The following is a 16,261-nucleotide window of genomic DNA, read 5'->3' as shown; positions in this document are numbered from 1 at the left end:
ATTTATTAGTCATTCTCGATTTAACGCAAGCGCTTAATCGGCGGGATGACCTGGAAACCCATCACCAGAGTTTGACGTGACGATTTACGTCCTTGTAAAGCAGATAGCGGAACCGGCCCGGTCCGCCAGCATAGCAGGCCTGCGGGCAGTAGGCGCGCAGCCACATGAAATCACCCGCCTGCACTTCCACCCAGTCTTCATTCAGACGGTAGACGGCCTTGCCTTCCAGCACATAAAGACCATGCTCCATAACGTGCGTTTCCATGAACGGAATGGTCGCACCAGGCTCCAGAGTAACGATGTTGAGGTGCATGTCATAACGGTCATCGGCAGGATCGATGAAGCGCGTCGTTGCCCATTTGCCGTCCGTGTCCGGCATCGGCGACATGCTTTGCTCATCCTCGTGCGTAAAGATCGCCGGAGGAGGTTCAAGTCCCTCGACCACCTGGAACGCCTTGCGCACCCAATGAAACTTCACTGCAACATTTCCGGTGTTGTGCAGCTTCCAGCTGGAACCGGCTGGCAGAAATGCGAAAGAGCCTGCGCGAAGCGCATGGGCCGATCCGTCAAAATCAATCGTCATATCGCCATCGACGACAAAAATGGCAGCCTCGGCTCGCGCATCAGGCTCAGGACGGTCGCTGCCGCCACCCGGCGCGACCTCGACGATATATTGGGCAAACGTCTCGGAGAAACCCGTCATCGGTCGCGCGATGATCCATGCGCGCGTCCCGGTCCAGTGCGGCAGAACGCTGGTGACGATGTCGGACATCACGGTTTTCGGAATGACCGCGTATGCGGTCTTGAAGACAGCCTTGCTCGAAAGTAGTTCCGTCTGGCCCGGCAGGCCGCCCATATCCGAATAGTATCGTTTCATTTCTGTAGTTCCATTCCCCTAAAATATTGTCGCAAACCCTTATGGGCAGCGAGATTTTTAAGCAAATATTTTATGATGCCGCCGTGTATCCCACCACAGCACGGCAATCCGCAAATACCTGGGAAGACAATGCGGGCGCTCCCCCTCGCCCGGCAATATTGCTGTCATTCCGCTTAAATCACGCCTTCTTGCGCATCGTACCGTAAACGATGTTGTGGTTCTCGCCAAAGAACACGTCAGCCTCGATTGTCGACGGATCGGCGCTTTCATTGATGATCCGCCACATGTCGGCCTTCGAACGCAGCAGCAGCGCCCAGTTCATGAAGGTTTCCATGTAACCGTCGACGACGATATCCTCTGAGAAGTTGGCGAAGAGGAACATGCCACCGGGCTTCAGCATTTCCATGCAGCGTTTCGTCAGCTTTATGGCAACCTTGTCGTTCAGATAGTCGTACAAACCCGCAGCATAAACGAGGTCGAACGATCCGAGCTCCTGCGAACGCAGGACGATATCGCGCACGGAACCATCAATAGCCTCGATGCAGGTCCCCTGGAAATCGCGCATCACCGCCCCGACGCTCAAGGGATCCTGATCCAGCGCCACCCAACGCTTGATCCGCCGCTCCTTCAAGGCAACCGAATTGTTCGCCTCGCGCAGATGCCCGGACGCGATGGTAAGAATTTCCGCATCGCCTCCATGCCGGTCCGCAGCTTCATCCACGAAGCGCGTCAGGAGATCGCGACGCTCGCGAACGGCGACCGAAGAACTTGCATCCTTGGTGTAGTCATAAAGCGCCGCTCCCAGCGGCGTTGCATTGCGGACAAGGCCGGCAATGCTGTCGTGGCCATAGATGAAATCCAGCAGCTGGGCATCGCCCGAATATCCGCGCGGCTTTTCAAACGACCAGCGCGTGAAGGGATCTTCGAGAAAGTAATCGGATACGGCATGATTCTGCACAACGCCGATCAACTCGGCCCACACGCTTGAGTGGATTTTGTTACGCAATCCATGCAAGGCGCCGGCAGTGAAATGTATTATCTCCTTCGCAGGAAGACCGTTTTCAAATTGCTGCTGTGCCAATTCAAGAATGACGGCAATTTCTGCTTTTGCGACAGCAAACTGCTCGTCAAAAGATTCTGTTTTTCTCGAGAAAATCTCTTTTGCGACAGTATCAGGAGTAATGAGACTTTGGCCGTCCAGATGTTTTTGCTTTACCTGCTTCACATGAGCCTCCAGCGTTAACGCATTGTTAACCATACGTTTCTGGGACAACAAACGCCACTCGCTTTCAACTTTTGCACATAGTAGGGATTCGTTTGGTCCCGATCGTGCCTTTTCGGCCACAGTCGAAACAGTGAAAAAAGGACAGACTAAATTTAGCAAAACTTAATGGGGCAGCCGTATGTTGCCTTTGCCGGTCCCTGCTTGCCGGCACCCATGGGAGGATCCGCAAGGCATTCACGACGCCAAATAAAACACACGGAAAAGTGGAGCAAACAGGCGTCAGCCCAGAAGTCTACACAACAACATGGGATCGTGCATGAAGCACAATTACGGAGATGCGACCGGGTTTCAGAGCCATCAACAGGTTGATGGGCAGCTTTACGACGAACTTCTTGCACTATACCAGCAAGAAGGCGCACAGACTCGCCGTGGCTCCATCCGTCAGGGCCTCTGGACCGCCGTCATCGTCTATATCCTTTTTGCCTTCACCGACGCTATTCTCATACCCGACGTCACCATCTACACCCTGATTTCCCGACTTCTTGTCGGTGTAGCATCCCTATGCACACTGGAGATACAACTCCGACGTCAGTCAAAGACCTCAGCGCTCGATCTCACCTGCGCGACGGCCCTAGTCATGGGCTACATATGCTGGCTGGTTCCGGCGCTTTTGACCGAATATACCGAAAACATGTCCTACTACATGGTTTTTGGTGCCATCTTCATGATGGGCGCTAACCTGTTTTTCAGCTTCCGATTCTATCTTTCGCTGATATCCTCCGGCATCATCCTCTTCACCTATTTTCTGGCGCTGACGCTGTTTCCGGAAGATATCTTCTACAAGGTGGCATTCGGCACCTTCTATATTTCCTGCTTCATCTTCACGTCTTATGTGAACTGGAACCTGAACCGCGAGCGCTACCATGTCTTCCTCAACGCGCAGGAAGCCAAGGCCCAGCAGAACGCGGCGGAGGAACGGGGCCGCGCCTTGCTGCGCCTGTCACATACCGACTCGCTGACCGGCCTGGAAAACCGCCGCGCCGTGGACCAGCGCCTGCGCCAGCTATGGGGCAACTGGACAAAGAAGGGAGAAGGTTTCGCCGTTCTCCTGATCGACGTCGATTTCTTCAAGAAATACAATGACTGCTATGGACATCAGGAAGGCGATCGCTGCCTGATAACCGTTGCCAACGCGTTGCAGGACGCGATCGCCGATTTCGGCGCCTCGATCGGTCGCTACGGCGGCGAGGAGTTCATCGTGCTCGCGCCGTTCGAATCCAGAGAACTCGTCGGTGAGCTTGCGGAAGTCATTCGCCACACGGTGGAACACCTGTCTCTGGCGCATGAACAACGTCGCGACGGCACTTTCGTCGTGACAGTCAGCGTCGGCGTCTCCTTTACCCGCCAGAATGCGGATGGAAAGCTGGAGCGGGTCATCAACGAGGCCGACCGCGCCCTCTACATTGCGAAGGCCAATGGTCGCAACTGCATGAAGCTGTTCGATCCCAACGATCCGCAAACCAGCGACGAAACGGAAAACATCGCGGCGCTTCTCAAGATTGCCATCGCCGAAAATCTGGTTTCTCTGGTCTATCAGCCGATCCAGAACATGCGGACGAATGAGATCGAAAGCGCCGAGGCGCTTATGCGGCTTCGCCTGCTCGACGGAACACCAATATCACCCGGCGTCTTCATCCCGATCGCGGAACGGACCGGAATCATCATGGATCTGGGCCTGTGGACGATAAAGACAGTCTGCCGGCAGATCTTGACCGATGACAGCCTGAAGGTCGTAAGCGTCAACGTCTCGCCGCTACAACTCAAGAACCCCGGTTTTGCCACTTCCGTTGCCGCCATTCTGGTCGAGGCAGGCATTTCCGGCTCACGTCTGGCCTTCGAAATCACGGAAGGGCTGGAGATGGAGATGCATTCGGACGTGCTTCGCTGTATCAGCGATCTCAAGACGCTTGGCATCAATATCTGGCTTGATGATTTCGGAACCGGCTTTGCAGGTCTTTCATGGCTGCGTATCACCGATTTCGACACCGTGAAAATCGACAGATCCTTCCTGCACGACAGTGAAACTTCACGCGGCCGGGCGATGCTCCAGGACATGATCCGGCTCATCCGCAATCGCGGCCACAAGATCCTGATCGAAGGTGTCGAAACCAGAGAACAGCTCGCTCTCACCCGCGCACTCTCCATCGACTATGCGCAGGGCTACTTCATCGGCCGTCCGGAACCTCTGGAACAGTTCCGCGCGGAACGACGCCTTTATTCAAGGCCAGCGCCGCTCGTCAGGCCCGCCTGACAATATTGCAATCAACGATAGGCAGGCGCGTCTACCGAGAACCTTGCAGCAAGCTCCGCAAAGGCGTTGCGCGTCACGGGATCGACGGGCGCGCCTTCCCTTTCACGCCGGGCCGCAATGCTCCATTCCCGGTCACCCGGGGCCATGACCTTGCAGTCCTCACGCGCCGGAGATTCCCGCAGCACCTCGAGATAACGCTTCATCCCTTCATCGAAGACCTGACGCTCGACAAAAGCCTCCGGCTTGATCGCGATGACGAAGGCGCCCAGACCGCGCGGTTTGGAGAAATCCGGGCCGGGCATCGGGGAAAGATCGAAGCTCAGCTTCATGCCGGTCAGGACCGCACTGAAAATCTCGACCATCCCGGCAAGGGCAGCTCCCTTGAAACCGAATTCGCCTCCAAGCGGCGCAAGCATTTCCGCCGCATTGGCGTCACGGGTATCGACGCCTTCAGCATCCGACGCGACGCCTTGGGGCAACGCCGTGCCAAGGCTGCGATAGAGCAGAACACGGTTATAGGGCACCGCGCTGGTCGCCATGTCGAGCAGCCATGGCATGCCATCAGGCGTCGGCACGCCAACCGCGATGGGGTTCGTACCATGAAAACGCATCGCGCCGTCATGAAGGCGCACGAAGCTGTCGGAATTGCAAAAGGCGAGGCCGATATAGCCCTGCCGGGCCGCTTCCAGCGCATAGGCGCCAGCCGGACCGAAATGCGAAGAGTTCTGGATGGCGACAGCGCCAATACCGAATTGCCCGGCGAGACCCACAGCGTTTTCCATGGCGGCGTAGGTGGCACGCGCACCGTGCGCATGATCGGCATCGAGGGTTTCAACCGCACCGAAACCGGAAACCCGCCTTATCTGCGGCGTCCGGTTGAGACGCCCGCCCTCGAACGCGGTCATGTAATGCGCCAGCAGACGGACACCGTGGCTATCCACGCCAAGACGGGTGCCATGCATCATGGCGCGTGTCGCTGCATCGGAGGTTTCGGCGTCGACTCCGGCAGCAAGCAGAACCGATCGGCAAAAGCGATCCAGTTCTGCCAGTTTTGAAAGCGTCGTTGCCGGTTCCGTCGCGTGCTGCATGAAAAGCTCCTCCCGATTCCTCAGACATGCGCTTCACGCTATTCGACGGGCGCGATTTTGCAACCGCTTATCGCGCCCGGAGCCACGGCATGGGGCAACAGTCAGCTGTCGCTTGCCATGCCGTCATAGGCGTCGCGCTCACCCGCGATGATGGAGCGCTTACCGACATGGTTCGCCGGTCCGACGATGCCCTCCTGCTCCATGCGCTCCACCAGCGATGCCGCACGGTTATAGCCGATGGAAAGGCGGCGCTGGATATAGGAGGTCGAGCACTTCTTGTCGCGCATGACCACCTTGACCGCCTTTTCGTAGAGGTCGTCGGCGTCGTCCTCGGCCATGGACGTCTTGTCGAAGACGGCCGTATCCTCGTCGGCCTCGTCGTCGGCCTCGTCGGCATCTTCAGTGACGGTGCCGAGATACTCCGGACGTCCCTGTGTCTTCAGATGCGCGACAACCTTTTCCACTTCCTCATCCGACACGAAGGGACCGTGGACGCGGGCGATACGGCCACCACCCATCATGTGCAGCATGTCGCCCTGACCGAGGAGATGCTCCGCACCCTGCTCGCCAAGAATGGTTCGGCTGTCGATCTTCGAGGTGACCTGGAAGGAGATGCGCGTCGGGAAGTTGGCCTTGATCGTGCCGGTAATGACGTCGACGGAAGGACGCTGGGTCGCCATGATGAGGTGGATGCCCGCTGCTCGCGCCATCTGCGCCAGACGCTGGATCGCACCTTCAATCTCCTTGCCCGCAACCATCATCAGGTCGGCCATCTCGTCGACGATCACGACGATGTAAGGCATCGCGGTGAGGTCCATTTCCTCCTGCTCGTAAACCGCCTCGCCGGTAGCGCGGTCGAAGCCGGTCTGAACGTTGCAGAACACGGTTTCACCCTTGGCGCGGGCCGTTGCGGCACGGGCATTGTAACCGTCGATATTGCGGACACCGAGACGCGACATCTTGCGATAACGGTCTTCCATCTCGCGCACGGCCCATTTCAACGCCATGACCGCCTTCTTCGGATCGGTAACGACCGGGGTCAGAAGGTGCGGAATTCCATCATAGACGGAAAGCTCCAGCATCTTGGGGTCAACCATGATGAGACGGCATTCTTCCGGTTTCAGACGGTAGAGCAGCGACAGGATCATGGTGTTGATGGCAACGGACTTGCCGGAGCCGGTCGTACCCGCAACGAGCAGATGCGGCATCTTGGCAAGCTCTGCAATCACCGGCTCGCCGCCGATGGTCTTGCCAAGGCAAAGCGCGAGCTTCTGACGGGTTTCGCTATAGTCACCCGATTCGATCAGTTCGCGCAGATAGACGGTCTCGCGCACCGGGTTGGGAAGCTCGATGCCGATGACATTGCGGCCGGGCACGACGGCGACGCGGGCGGACAACGCCGACATAGACCGGGCGATATCGTCGGACAGACCGATGACGCGCGAGGATTTGACACCGGGGGCCGGTTCAAATTCGTAGAGCGTCACGACCGGGCCGGGGCGCACATCGATGATCTCACCCTTGATGCCGAAATCTTCCAGAACGCTTTCCAACAGCCCGGCGCTCTGTTCCAGCGCTTCCGGCGTCATGGTCGTCGTTTGCTGAACCTGTGCTTCCTGCAACAGTTCGATGGAAGGATATTCGTATTCGCCATCGGCAAAGACAGGAGCTTCGCGGAACATCGGTTGCGATGCCTGAATGGGCGCACGGACAGCGAAACGCGGTTCTGGCTGTGGGTGTGGCTGTGCTTGGGCTTGGACCTGCTGCTGCACCGGCTCCTGCGGCTGAGCGGCAGGAATTTCGGTAACAACAGGCGCAACCTCCGGCTCGCAGATCGCCGGTGCGACGGTTTCAACAGGTACCGGCGCCGCCGTCTGGCGCACACCGATCTCGCGATAGAGACGGATCGCCGAGCCGCCCGGCACATTGACGACCGGAGGCTCAGCGGAAAGGCGGACAACCGGGACCGGAGGAACCACCACAGGCGCGGCGGCAATCTGCATCGCCTGCACAGGCAGGACCGACTCCCCCGGCAAGTCCAGCGTCATGACCTCCCAGAAAAGAGTGTCGGGCAGGTTTGCCGCAAATGCGGGAATAGACGTCTGAGGCGCGACAGAAGCCTCTGCACTCTTAGCTTCCACAACCTGCACGGCTTCGGGAGCGACCGGCGCGACGACGGGATCAGCAACGGCATTCTGGGCCATCGCGGCCTGTTCCGCCTGCTGCTTTAGGGCAAGTTCACGGCGCAGCTTGTAGGTCAGAGCACGCGCACCCTGGGCGTGCGGCGGCTGTGGCAGCACTGGAATACGCGGCGGCTGCGGGACACGCGGTTCGGCCCGTTTGAAGACAGGCCTGACCGGCCCCTGTACCGGCGCGACCTCGGCGGACGCCTGCTCAACCACGACAGGCTCGACAGTTTCGACCGCATCGACAACGGCCTTATCGTCTTCACCGACCTGTGGGCTTGCAGAACCGCGGCTCGAAAACACGCTCTGCGGCGTGCGGGTGAAGCGCACGTTTGGGCCCAGCACGAAGGCATTCTGCCAGCCGGGCATTTCCGAACGCCCTTCTATGGCGTCAGCGGCAACAACATCCGCATGGGGACGGGAGACATTGGCAAGATGCTCAGCACCCGTAGGACCGGCCTGTCTGTTATCCTCGCGGGAAGTGGAATGAGGGGTTACCCCCCCCTCCCCTGCGCTGGCGCCGGAATTCGGGAAATTGGATCGGGAGAAGCTCATGGCAGCCTGCACACTCATCATAAACGTACATATTTCAGTCTCTCTGAAATAAAAAATAAAGGTTAACCAGCCCTTTCCAAGCGGCCATTTGCGAGGTGATTTTTCATCGATCCACAGCCGAACGCGCATGAAAAAAGCGCCAGGAAGTAAATCCAAGCGCTTGAAATATATAAAATAAAACCCGTGACATCACGGCAGACAACCGCTTTTCGAAGCCGGTCAATCCGCCATGGAAAAGCCGGAGAGCCGGGCGGACAGCCCTTCGATCGTTTTCGCCCCGGCATTGGCAAAAGCAAAGCGCAGGAAGCCGTCTTGCCCCGCGCCAAAATAGCTTCCCGGCAGGCAGACGACACCGTAGATCCGCGCCATCTTTTCTGCCACCACGGCGGAAGGAACGCCCTCGAACGGGTGACGGACGAAGGCGAAATAGGCACCGGCCGAGGCAAGCTGCCATTGCGGCAGATCGCGCATGACGCGACGGAGCGCATCGGCGCGGGCTGCGATTTCCAGCCGGTTGACTTTGCGCCATTCGACAAGCGCAGGGATAGCCTTGGCGACAGCTGCCTGTGGCGCACGCGGCGCGCAGATCTGGAGGTTGTCCATGATCTTGGTGATCTCGGAAAGTGTTTTAGCTCCGGCCGTTATTGCGCCAAGGCGATGACCAGGAATGCAATAGGACTTCGAGAAGCTGTAAAGCATGATGAGATTGTCTTCCCACCCATCGATCTTCATCAGATCATGCGGCCTCTCGGCACCCGGCGGCAGGAAATCGCGGTAGGTTTCATCGAGAATGAGCCACGCACCGTGCTTGCGGCAGGCATTGAAGATGTCGGCCAGCAGTTGTGCCGGATAAACCGCCCCGGTCGGATTGTTGGGCGTGACAATAGCCAGCGCCTTCACGCCCCCGGCAAGCACGGCGTCGACGTCCTCGATCTTTGGCAGGAAGCCATTCTCGGCCGAACAACCGACCAGAACACGCTTTATGCCGAGCATTTCGAGCGTCGTGTCCTGATTGAAATAGAAGGGATTGGTCAGCGCCACGGTATCGCCCGCTCCGGCAACGGCCATAGCCGCGCACATGAACGCCTGATTGCAGCCGGAGGTGATGTGAATGTTGCGCGCCCCCAGCCCGACGCCGTAGATCGCGGCGACATGGGCAGCGTAGGCATCCCTCAGGACCGTCTCGCCTTCGATCGGGCCGTAGCCGGTATAATCGAGCGAACCGGATGCTTCCGAAAGCCAGCGCAGAATATCACCGTGCGGCGCATAACCCGGAACCGCCTGCGAAAGATCGATTGCCGGCCCCTTCGCGCCGTCATACGCACGCGCCCAGGCAAAGACGGAAGGAACGGGGGGCGGAAGGATAGACGCGACGAGCGGATTGAAAACGGCAGACATCTTGTTCTCTTGGCTATTCTCGGTAGAGAGGACGTGAACGGGTTTCGGCGGGAGCGGACGACCGACATGGTGCCCCGCACATGCAATGGTAAGCCGCATATATCCTCGCCCGCGCCATGTGGCAACGGATGGCTATCCCCTCTTTTCCGGACCGGTGGGTGAGAAGAGGATATTGTTTCGGCAAACAATCCGGCCGTGTAATTTCATTGCTGTAAAGCCAAAGATTTAACATGGACACTGCTGACATCGCAGTCATAAGATCACGCTGGCAGCAAGGTGCAAAGGACGCATCCGGCCAGCCCTCATTCCGGAGTGAATTTCATGTCGCCTGTCACCATTTCCCGCCGCTCGCTTCTCAAGACATCGCTGGCTCTTGCGGCATCGACCGGGCTTTCCGGCATCGCGGTGGCACAGCAAGCCAGCGGCGGACGGCTGATCGTGGCCGCCGATTCCGAGCCGAAGAACCTCAACCCGGCCATCGCCGCCTCGAACGGCGTGTTCTACATTTCCAGCAAGGTGGTGGAACCGCTGGCCGAAGCATCCTTCACCGGCGACAACGGACTGGAACCACGCCTTGCGACCGAGTGGACCGGATCGGATGACGGCCTAAGTGCCACTTTCAAGCTGCGCGAAGGCGTGACATGGCATGACGGCAAACCATTCACCTCCGCGGACGTGGCGTTTTCGGCGCTTTCCGTCTGGAAACCGCTGCAGAACCTGGGACGATTGGTCTTTGCCAATCTTCAGACCGTCGACACACCGGACGATCATACGGCAATCTTTCGCTTCTCGAAGCCGACGCCATTCCAGCTGATCCGCAACGCGATGCCGGTCGTCACCAGCGTCGTTCCAAAGCACATTTATGAAGGCACGGATATCGCCACCAACCCCGCGAACACCAAACCGATCGGCACCGGTCCATTCGTATTTGCCGAGCATAAGCCCGGCGAATATTACCGTCTGACGCGCAATCCGAGCTACTGGGGCAAGAACCAGCCAAATCTCGACGACATCATCTACAAGGTTCTGCCTGACAGAGCCGCGGCCGCCTCGGCGCTTGAGGCCGAGGAGATCCAGCTTGCCGCCTTCTCCGCCGTACCGCTTTCCGATCTTGCGCGCATATCCAAGGTTCCCGGAATCAAGGTGATCGCCGAAGGCTACGAAGCATTGACCTATCAGCTCGTCGTGGAAATCAACCATCGCCGAAAGGAGCTGGCCAACCTCAAGGTCCGTCAGGCCATCGCCCACGCCATCGACAGGAAGTTCGTCATCGACACGATCTTCCTCGGTTACGCTACGGCTTCCACCGGTCCGGTGCCGAAAAATGCTCCTGAGTTCTACACCGGTGACGTTACGGCCTACGATTTCGATGTCGCCAAGGCGAACGCCCTGCTGGACGAGGCCGGATATCCGCGTGGCGCCAGCGGCACACGGTTTGCGCTGAAGCTGCTGCCAGCACCGTACTTCAATGAAACGAAACAGTTCGGCACCTATCTGCGGCAGGCGCTGCAACAGATCGGCATAGACGCCGAACTGGTGAACAACGATGCGGCCGCGCACCAGAAGGCGGTCTATACCGACCACACGTTCGATCTGGCCGTTGCGCCGCCGGTTTTCCGAGGAGATCCGGCCATTTCCACCACCATTCTCGTGCGCTCCAGCATTCCGGCGGGCGTGGGCTTCTCCAATCAGGGCGGGTACGAGAACAAGGCGCTGGACGCGCTGATCGACAAGGCGGCGGAAACGGTGGACACGGCCGCGAGAACGGAGCTCTACAAGGACTTCCAGAAACAGGTCACCGCCCATCTGCCGCTCATCAACGTCGCCGAATGGGGCTTCATAACCGTGGCGCGCGACAGCGTGCATAACGTCGCCAGCAATCCGCGCTGGGCCGTTTCCAACTGGGCGGATACGACTGTCAGCGCATGAGACAGCGGTCGTGACACGGGCAATACTGCTGTTGAGACGCAGGGCGATCAGCGCCATCCCGGTGCTGCTGATCGTTCTGGTCTTCACCTTCGTGCTAATGGAAAACGCATCCGGTGACGCGGTGGACGCCTATCTGGTATCGATCGGCGGCGGCGATGCGGGCCTGCGCGACACGCTTCGCGAGCAATATGGCCTCGACGGTTCGGTATTCGCCCGTTTCTGGCTATACATCAGTTCGGTCCTGCGGCTCGATCTCGGCTGGTCCATCGCTTTCGACCGTCCCGTGCTTGACCTCATTCTGGAGCGGCTGCCGAACACCCTGCTCCTGATGGTGAGCGCCACCGTGCTTTCTTTCGTCATCGGAACCGCGCTCGGCATCGTGGCTGGCGCACGCCCCGGCAGCCTCTGGGACCGCCTGCTTTCGGCACTGTCGCTGGCGCTTTATGCGACGCCAGGTTTCTGGCTTGGCCTTGTGCTGGCCATCGTTTTCGCCGTGCAGCTTCGCTGGCTGCCGACCGCAGGTATCGAAACCATTGCATCCGGAAAGGAAGGACTGGCGCGGGTGCTAGATATCGCAAAACATCTGGTGCTGCCAGTCGCGAGCCTCGGTCTGATCTATCTCGCGCTTTTCCTGCGCGTCATGCGCACCGCCATGGCAGCGATCTGGCCGCTGGATTTCGTGTTGTTCGCCCGCTCGAAGGGACTGTCAAAGGCAAGAATCGTGCTTCGCCATGTGGCGCGCAACGCCGCGCTGCCGCTCATCACCGTACTTGGCCTGCAATCCGCCACCATGCTCGGCGGCAGCGTCGTCATCGAAAGCGTGTTTGCCATTCCCGGCTTCGGGCGGCTGGCACAGGAGGCCGTGAGCGGCCGCGACACACCGCTTCTGATGGGCATCATTCTGGTGAGCGCGGTTTTCGTCATCATGATCAATCTGGCCGTCGATCTCGTCCAGTCAGCGCTCGATCCGCGCATCGGCAGCGGGGAGCAGAAAGCATGAGCTTTCTTTTCCGCCTTTTGCAAACACCGGAAGGCGCTGCGGGCGCATCGATCCTTTCTTTGCTGGCGATCATCGCGATTGCCGCACCATTGCTGTATCCCGGTGACCCGCTCTCCATAGCTGGTGCGCCGCTCGTTGCCCCCTTTACCGATCCGGCGTTTCCGCTCGGTACCGACCGGCTGGGCCGCAACGTGATCGCCGAACTTGCCCACGGTGCGCAGGCTTCGCTGCTCGTGGGCCTCGGCGCGGCCATCGCCGCACTCATCATCGGCACCGTCATCGGCACCATTGCGGGATTTGCGGGCGGTCTCGTCGACGAAAGCCTGATGCGAGTGACGGACGCCTTCCAGATCGTGCCGAGCTTCCTTCTGGCTCTCGCCTTCGTCAGCACCATCGGCGCCTCGATGCCGGTCGTGATCTTCGCGATTGCCCTTGGTGCATGGGCGGATCCCGCAAGGCTGATGCGTGCGCAGGTGCTCTCTATCCGCGAGCGGGACTATGTACAATCGGCCCGCGCCATCGGCATGCATCCGCTTGAAATCGCGTTTCGGCAAATTCTACCGAACGCCCTGCCGCCGGTGCTGGCACTGGCGGCCATCATCGTCGCGGCGGCAATCCTCACAGAAGCAGCCCTCTCCTTCCTTGGCCTTGGTGATCCCAACATCGTCACATGGGGCTCGATGATCGCCGAAGGCAGAAACGTGTTGCGGTCCGCCGCTTTCCTTTCCGTCATTCCCGGCATCGGCCTGCTGGTCACCGTCCTTGGCGTCTATCTGCTCGGCGAAGGCATCAACACCGCACTTGGCAACCGGGCACCCGCAAAACAGGCGGACGGGTCATGACCGGATCCGCCCTCCTTTGCCAGCTCGAGCGTCTTGGTGTCACCTATGGCCGTGGTCGCGAACCGGCATTGCAGGATATCGATCTTACGATCCGCCGGGGGAGAAAGCTGGCGATCATCGGCGAGAGCGGTTCGGGAAAATCGACGCTCGCCCGCGCGATCGCCGGATTGCTTCCGGAACACGCGACGGTTTCCGGCGAGATCGTCTGGAAGAGAGCGACGGGCAATCTCACCAGCCCGCCCCAGGCCGGGCGCGATATCGGTTATGTCTTTCAGGATCCTGGTGCAGCTTTGAACCCTGTTCTCACCATCGGCGAACAGGTGGCCGAAGGCGCCGTGCGGCATCTCGGGCTGCCGTGGAAAACTGCAGCCGTGAGAGCCCGTGAACTGCTGGAGCGCGTGCATCTGACGCACCCCTCGCATCTGCTCGAAGCCTATCCTCACCAGCTATCCGGCGGGCAACGTCAGCGCGTGGCGACCGCCGCCGCGATTGCCGCGGAACCGTCGATCCTGATTGCCGACGAGGCGACCAGCGCGCTCGATACGGTCAGCCAGTCGGCCATTGTCGCGCTGCTGGACAGTCTGGTGAGCGACGGCAGCCGCACGCTGATCTTTATCACCCACGACATCGGCCTTGCGTCCAGCCTTGCGGACGACATCGCCGTGCTGCACAGGGGCAAGCTGGTGGAAAGCGGCGTGGCAAAGGATGTACTGACCGCCCCGACGCATGACTACACCGGTTCGCTGCTTGCCGATTACATCGACCTTTCCACACCGCCACTCATCAGCAGAGGTGCGGCATGAACCTTCTTTCCGTCGAGGGACTGACGAAGACCTACCGCAGCGCTTCGCGTACGGTCGATGCACTGTCGGAGATCACCTTTTCGCTTCAGCCCGGTGAAACGCTGGGGCTCGCTGGTCCTTCCGGCTGTGGTAAGTCAACGCTAGCACGCGTTCTCATGCGACTGATCTCTGCGGATGAAGGCCTCATCCGTTTCGAGAAACGCGACTGGCTGTCGCTGGAAGGCAAGGCGCTGCGGGAAGCGCGGCCACGCATGCAGATGGTGTTTCAGGACACGCATGGCGCCTTCAATCCGCTTGCAACGGTGGCGAGCGCCATCGGGGAGCCGTTGCGAATTCATGGTATCGTGCCGAAAAGCCAGCGTCGGGCGGAAATTCACCGTCTTCTGGACCGGGTGGGCCTGCCAGAGGTTGATGCAGATCGTTCGGTGTTTGCGCTTTCCGGCGGCCAAAGACAACGCGTGGCGATTGCCCGCGCCCTCTCACTCCGCCCGTCGCTTCTCATTCTGGACGAGGCCGTGTCCGCGCTCGACGTTTCGGTTCGCAGGCAGATCCTCGAACTACTGGTCGAGATACAGAAGGACACTGCTGTGGCCTGCCTGTTCGTTTCCCACGATCTTGCCGTCATCAATGCCATCTGCCACCGCGTCGCGATCATGGAAGCAGGGCGGATCGTCGAAATCGGCGACACCGGCAAGATCATCGCAACGCCGCAATCTTCGGCAGCAAGGGCGTTGATCCACGCGGCGCCGCGACTTTTCATGACCACGTAAGGACAAGCCACATGCCCGGCCCGGACTATTCATCGCTCCTCGACCTGCCCGCCTTTCCGCCTGAGCGTTACGCCCTTCTGGCCGACAGACTGGCCGCGCTGCTCGGCACGAAAAATGACGTGCTGCTGATACAGGCGGAAGCGGTTCTGGCGCTGGAAGCCGTCGCCACCAGTCTTGCAAGGCCGGGCCTGAAAGCGCTCAACATCGTCACAAGCCCCTATGGCACATGGTTCGGCGAATGGCTGGCACGCGGAGGGGCAGAGGTTCGCAACCTGACAGCTAAACCCGCCAAGCCTATCGCATTCGACGAGGTGAAACAGGCATTGGACGAAGCCGGTTTCGATATTCTGGCGATCGTACATGCGGAATCGGCCAGCGGCATTCTCAATCCTCTGCCGGAGATCGCTGCATTGGCAAAACGCAAGGGTATCCTCACCATCGTCGATGCGGTCGCGTCCATCGGCGGACATGCGGTCGAAGTCGACAGGGAGGGCATCGATATCGCGGTCATCGGCCCGCAGAAGGCGCTGGCCGGTCCAGCCGGCGTATCTGCGATCTCCGTCAGCGACAAGGCCTGGAACCTCATCAACCACGACGCAGCACCGGAAAACTCGATGCTGTCCCTGCTCGACCAGAAAAAGCTCTGGCTGGATCGCGGCCGAGGCGCGCTTCCCGGAACACCGGCGCCCCTGGAGTTCTTCGCGCTCGAAGCAGCGCTCGACCGCGTGGAGGCAGAAGGCCTCACCGCTGCAAACCGGCGTCATGGGCAGGCGGCGGAGGCCACCCGCGCCGGCATCGAAGCACTCGGTGTTCCGGTCTGGGTGGAGGCTTCAGACGGCTCCGTGCTGGTCACGACAGCGATCCTGCCCGAGGGAGTGGATACGGGCAGCTTCCTGAATGCCGCGGCGGCCCCCGGCGCGGATATCACCGGCGGCGTCGGTCCGGGCGCCGAGCGCCTGATACGCCTCAATCATACGGGCAGACGGGCGAACGCGGGCGCGGTTAAGGCCAACGTCACTGCCATTGCAACCGGACTTCAAGACCTCGGGCGGACGGTTGACAGGAAAGGGGCACTGGCTGCGGTCGAATCCGTCTATAATCGTTGAAAATCCCCCCTGTATTCAGGGGAAAAGACGAACATTTCAAAAAATGACACCTTCGGGAAATGACGCCTCACAGGTTGTTGTTCAAAATAGTAGACAAATCCTCTGGTCAATCTTGACGAAATCATGGCAAAACGCGAAACTTAACGTAACGTTAAACAACGTGATAAAAGG

Annotated in this window: 12 protein-coding genes; 7 read left to right on the top strand and 5 right to left on the bottom strand. The window is 59.6% G+C overall.

From position 1 onward, the window contains the following. Window positions 1-61: 61 nt before the first annotated feature. The gene (locus N7578_RS09110) at window positions 62-877 is read right to left on the bottom strand and encodes a bifunctional allantoicase/(S)-ureidoglycine aminohydrolase (RefSeq protein WP_311109950.1); all 816 of its coding nucleotides are present in this window, start codon (window positions 875-877) and stop codon (window positions 62-64) included. A 178-nt stretch (window positions 878-1,055) separates the two neighbouring features. Continuing rightward, window positions 1,056-2,135, bottom strand: a complete 1,080-nt coding sequence (locus N7578_RS09105; RefSeq protein WP_422646695.1) for a class I SAM-dependent methyltransferase — start codon at window positions 2,133-2,135, stop codon at window positions 1,056-1,058. Between the two features lie 283 nt (window positions 2,136-2,418). Between N7578_RS09105 and N7578_RS09100 the strand changes: the two genes are divergently transcribed. Next, on the top strand, window positions 2,419-4,413 hold the full coding sequence (locus tag N7578_RS09100; protein ID WP_311109949.1) for a GGDEF domain-containing protein: 1,995 nt from the start codon (window positions 2,419-2,421) through the stop codon (window positions 4,411-4,413). An 11-nt stretch (window positions 4,414-4,424) separates the two neighbouring features. Here the strand turns inward: N7578_RS09100 and N7578_RS09095 are convergent, their stop codons facing one another. From N7578_RS09095 to N7578_RS09085, 3 genes are all read right to left on the bottom strand, one after another. Next, on the bottom strand, window positions 4,425-5,501 hold the full coding sequence (locus tag N7578_RS09095; protein ID WP_311109948.1) for an Ldh family oxidoreductase: 1,077 nt from the start codon (window positions 5,499-5,501) through the stop codon (window positions 4,425-4,427). Window positions 5,502-5,602: 101 nt separating this feature from the next. Further along, window positions 5,603-8,056, bottom strand: coding sequence for a DNA translocase FtsK (locus N7578_RS09090; protein ID WP_422646694.1), 2,454 nt, complete (start codon window positions 8,054-8,056; stop codon window positions 5,603-5,605). A 405-nt stretch (window positions 8,057-8,461) separates the two neighbouring features. Next, entirely contained in the window at window positions 8,462-9,640 is a 1,179-nt protein-coding gene (locus N7578_RS09085) for an aminotransferase (RefSeq protein WP_311109946.1), read from the bottom strand. A gap of 321 nt (window positions 9,641-9,961) precedes the next feature. On the opposite strand from N7578_RS09085, the gene N7578_RS09080 reads away from it, so the two are divergent. Genes N7578_RS09080 through N7578_RS09055 form a run of 6 tightly spaced genes read left to right on the top strand, consistent with a single transcriptional unit; the run spans window position 9,962 to window position 16,090 of the window. After that, a complete protein-coding gene (locus tag N7578_RS09080) occupies window positions 9,962-11,569 on the top strand; it encodes an ABC transporter substrate-binding protein (protein WP_311109945.1) in 1,608 nt (535 codons plus the stop codon). A gap of 10 nt (window positions 11,570-11,579) precedes the next feature. Beyond that, window positions 11,580-12,569 (top strand): ABC transporter permease, encoded by a 990-nt coding sequence (locus N7578_RS09075; protein ID WP_311109944.1) that lies wholly within the window; start codon window positions 11,580-11,582, stop codon window positions 12,567-12,569. Further along, a complete protein-coding gene (locus tag N7578_RS09070) occupies window positions 12,566-13,411 on the top strand; it encodes an ABC transporter permease (RefSeq protein ID WP_311109943.1) in 846 nt (281 codons plus the stop codon). The genes N7578_RS09075 and N7578_RS09070 overlap by 4 nt, the downstream gene beginning before the upstream one ends. Further along, entirely contained in the window at window positions 13,408-14,214 is an 807-nt protein-coding gene (locus tag N7578_RS09065) for an ABC transporter ATP-binding protein (protein WP_311109942.1), read from the top strand. The genes N7578_RS09070 and N7578_RS09065 overlap by 4 nt, the downstream gene beginning before the upstream one ends. Continuing rightward, window positions 14,211-14,984 (top strand): ATP-binding cassette domain-containing protein, encoded by a 774-nt coding sequence (locus N7578_RS09060; protein WP_311109941.1) that lies wholly within the window; start codon window positions 14,211-14,213, stop codon window positions 14,982-14,984. Before N7578_RS09065 ends, N7578_RS09060 begins: the two co-directional genes overlap by 4 nt. 11 nt (window positions 14,985-14,995) lie before the next feature. Continuing rightward, on the top strand, window positions 14,996-16,090 hold the full coding sequence (locus N7578_RS09055; RefSeq protein ID WP_311109940.1) for an aminotransferase class V-fold PLP-dependent enzyme: 1,095 nt from the start codon (window positions 14,996-14,998) through the stop codon (window positions 16,088-16,090). The last annotated feature ends 171 nt before the right edge of the window (window positions 16,091-16,261 follow it).

Source organism: Agrobacterium tumefaciens (assembly GCF_031801495.1).
Taxonomy (GTDB): domain Bacteria; phylum Pseudomonadota; class Alphaproteobacteria; order Rhizobiales; family Rhizobiaceae; genus Agrobacterium; species Agrobacterium tumefaciens_K.
Note: the sequence above shows the minus strand (reverse complement) of the source record. Positions and strands in the feature narration are given on the sequence as shown.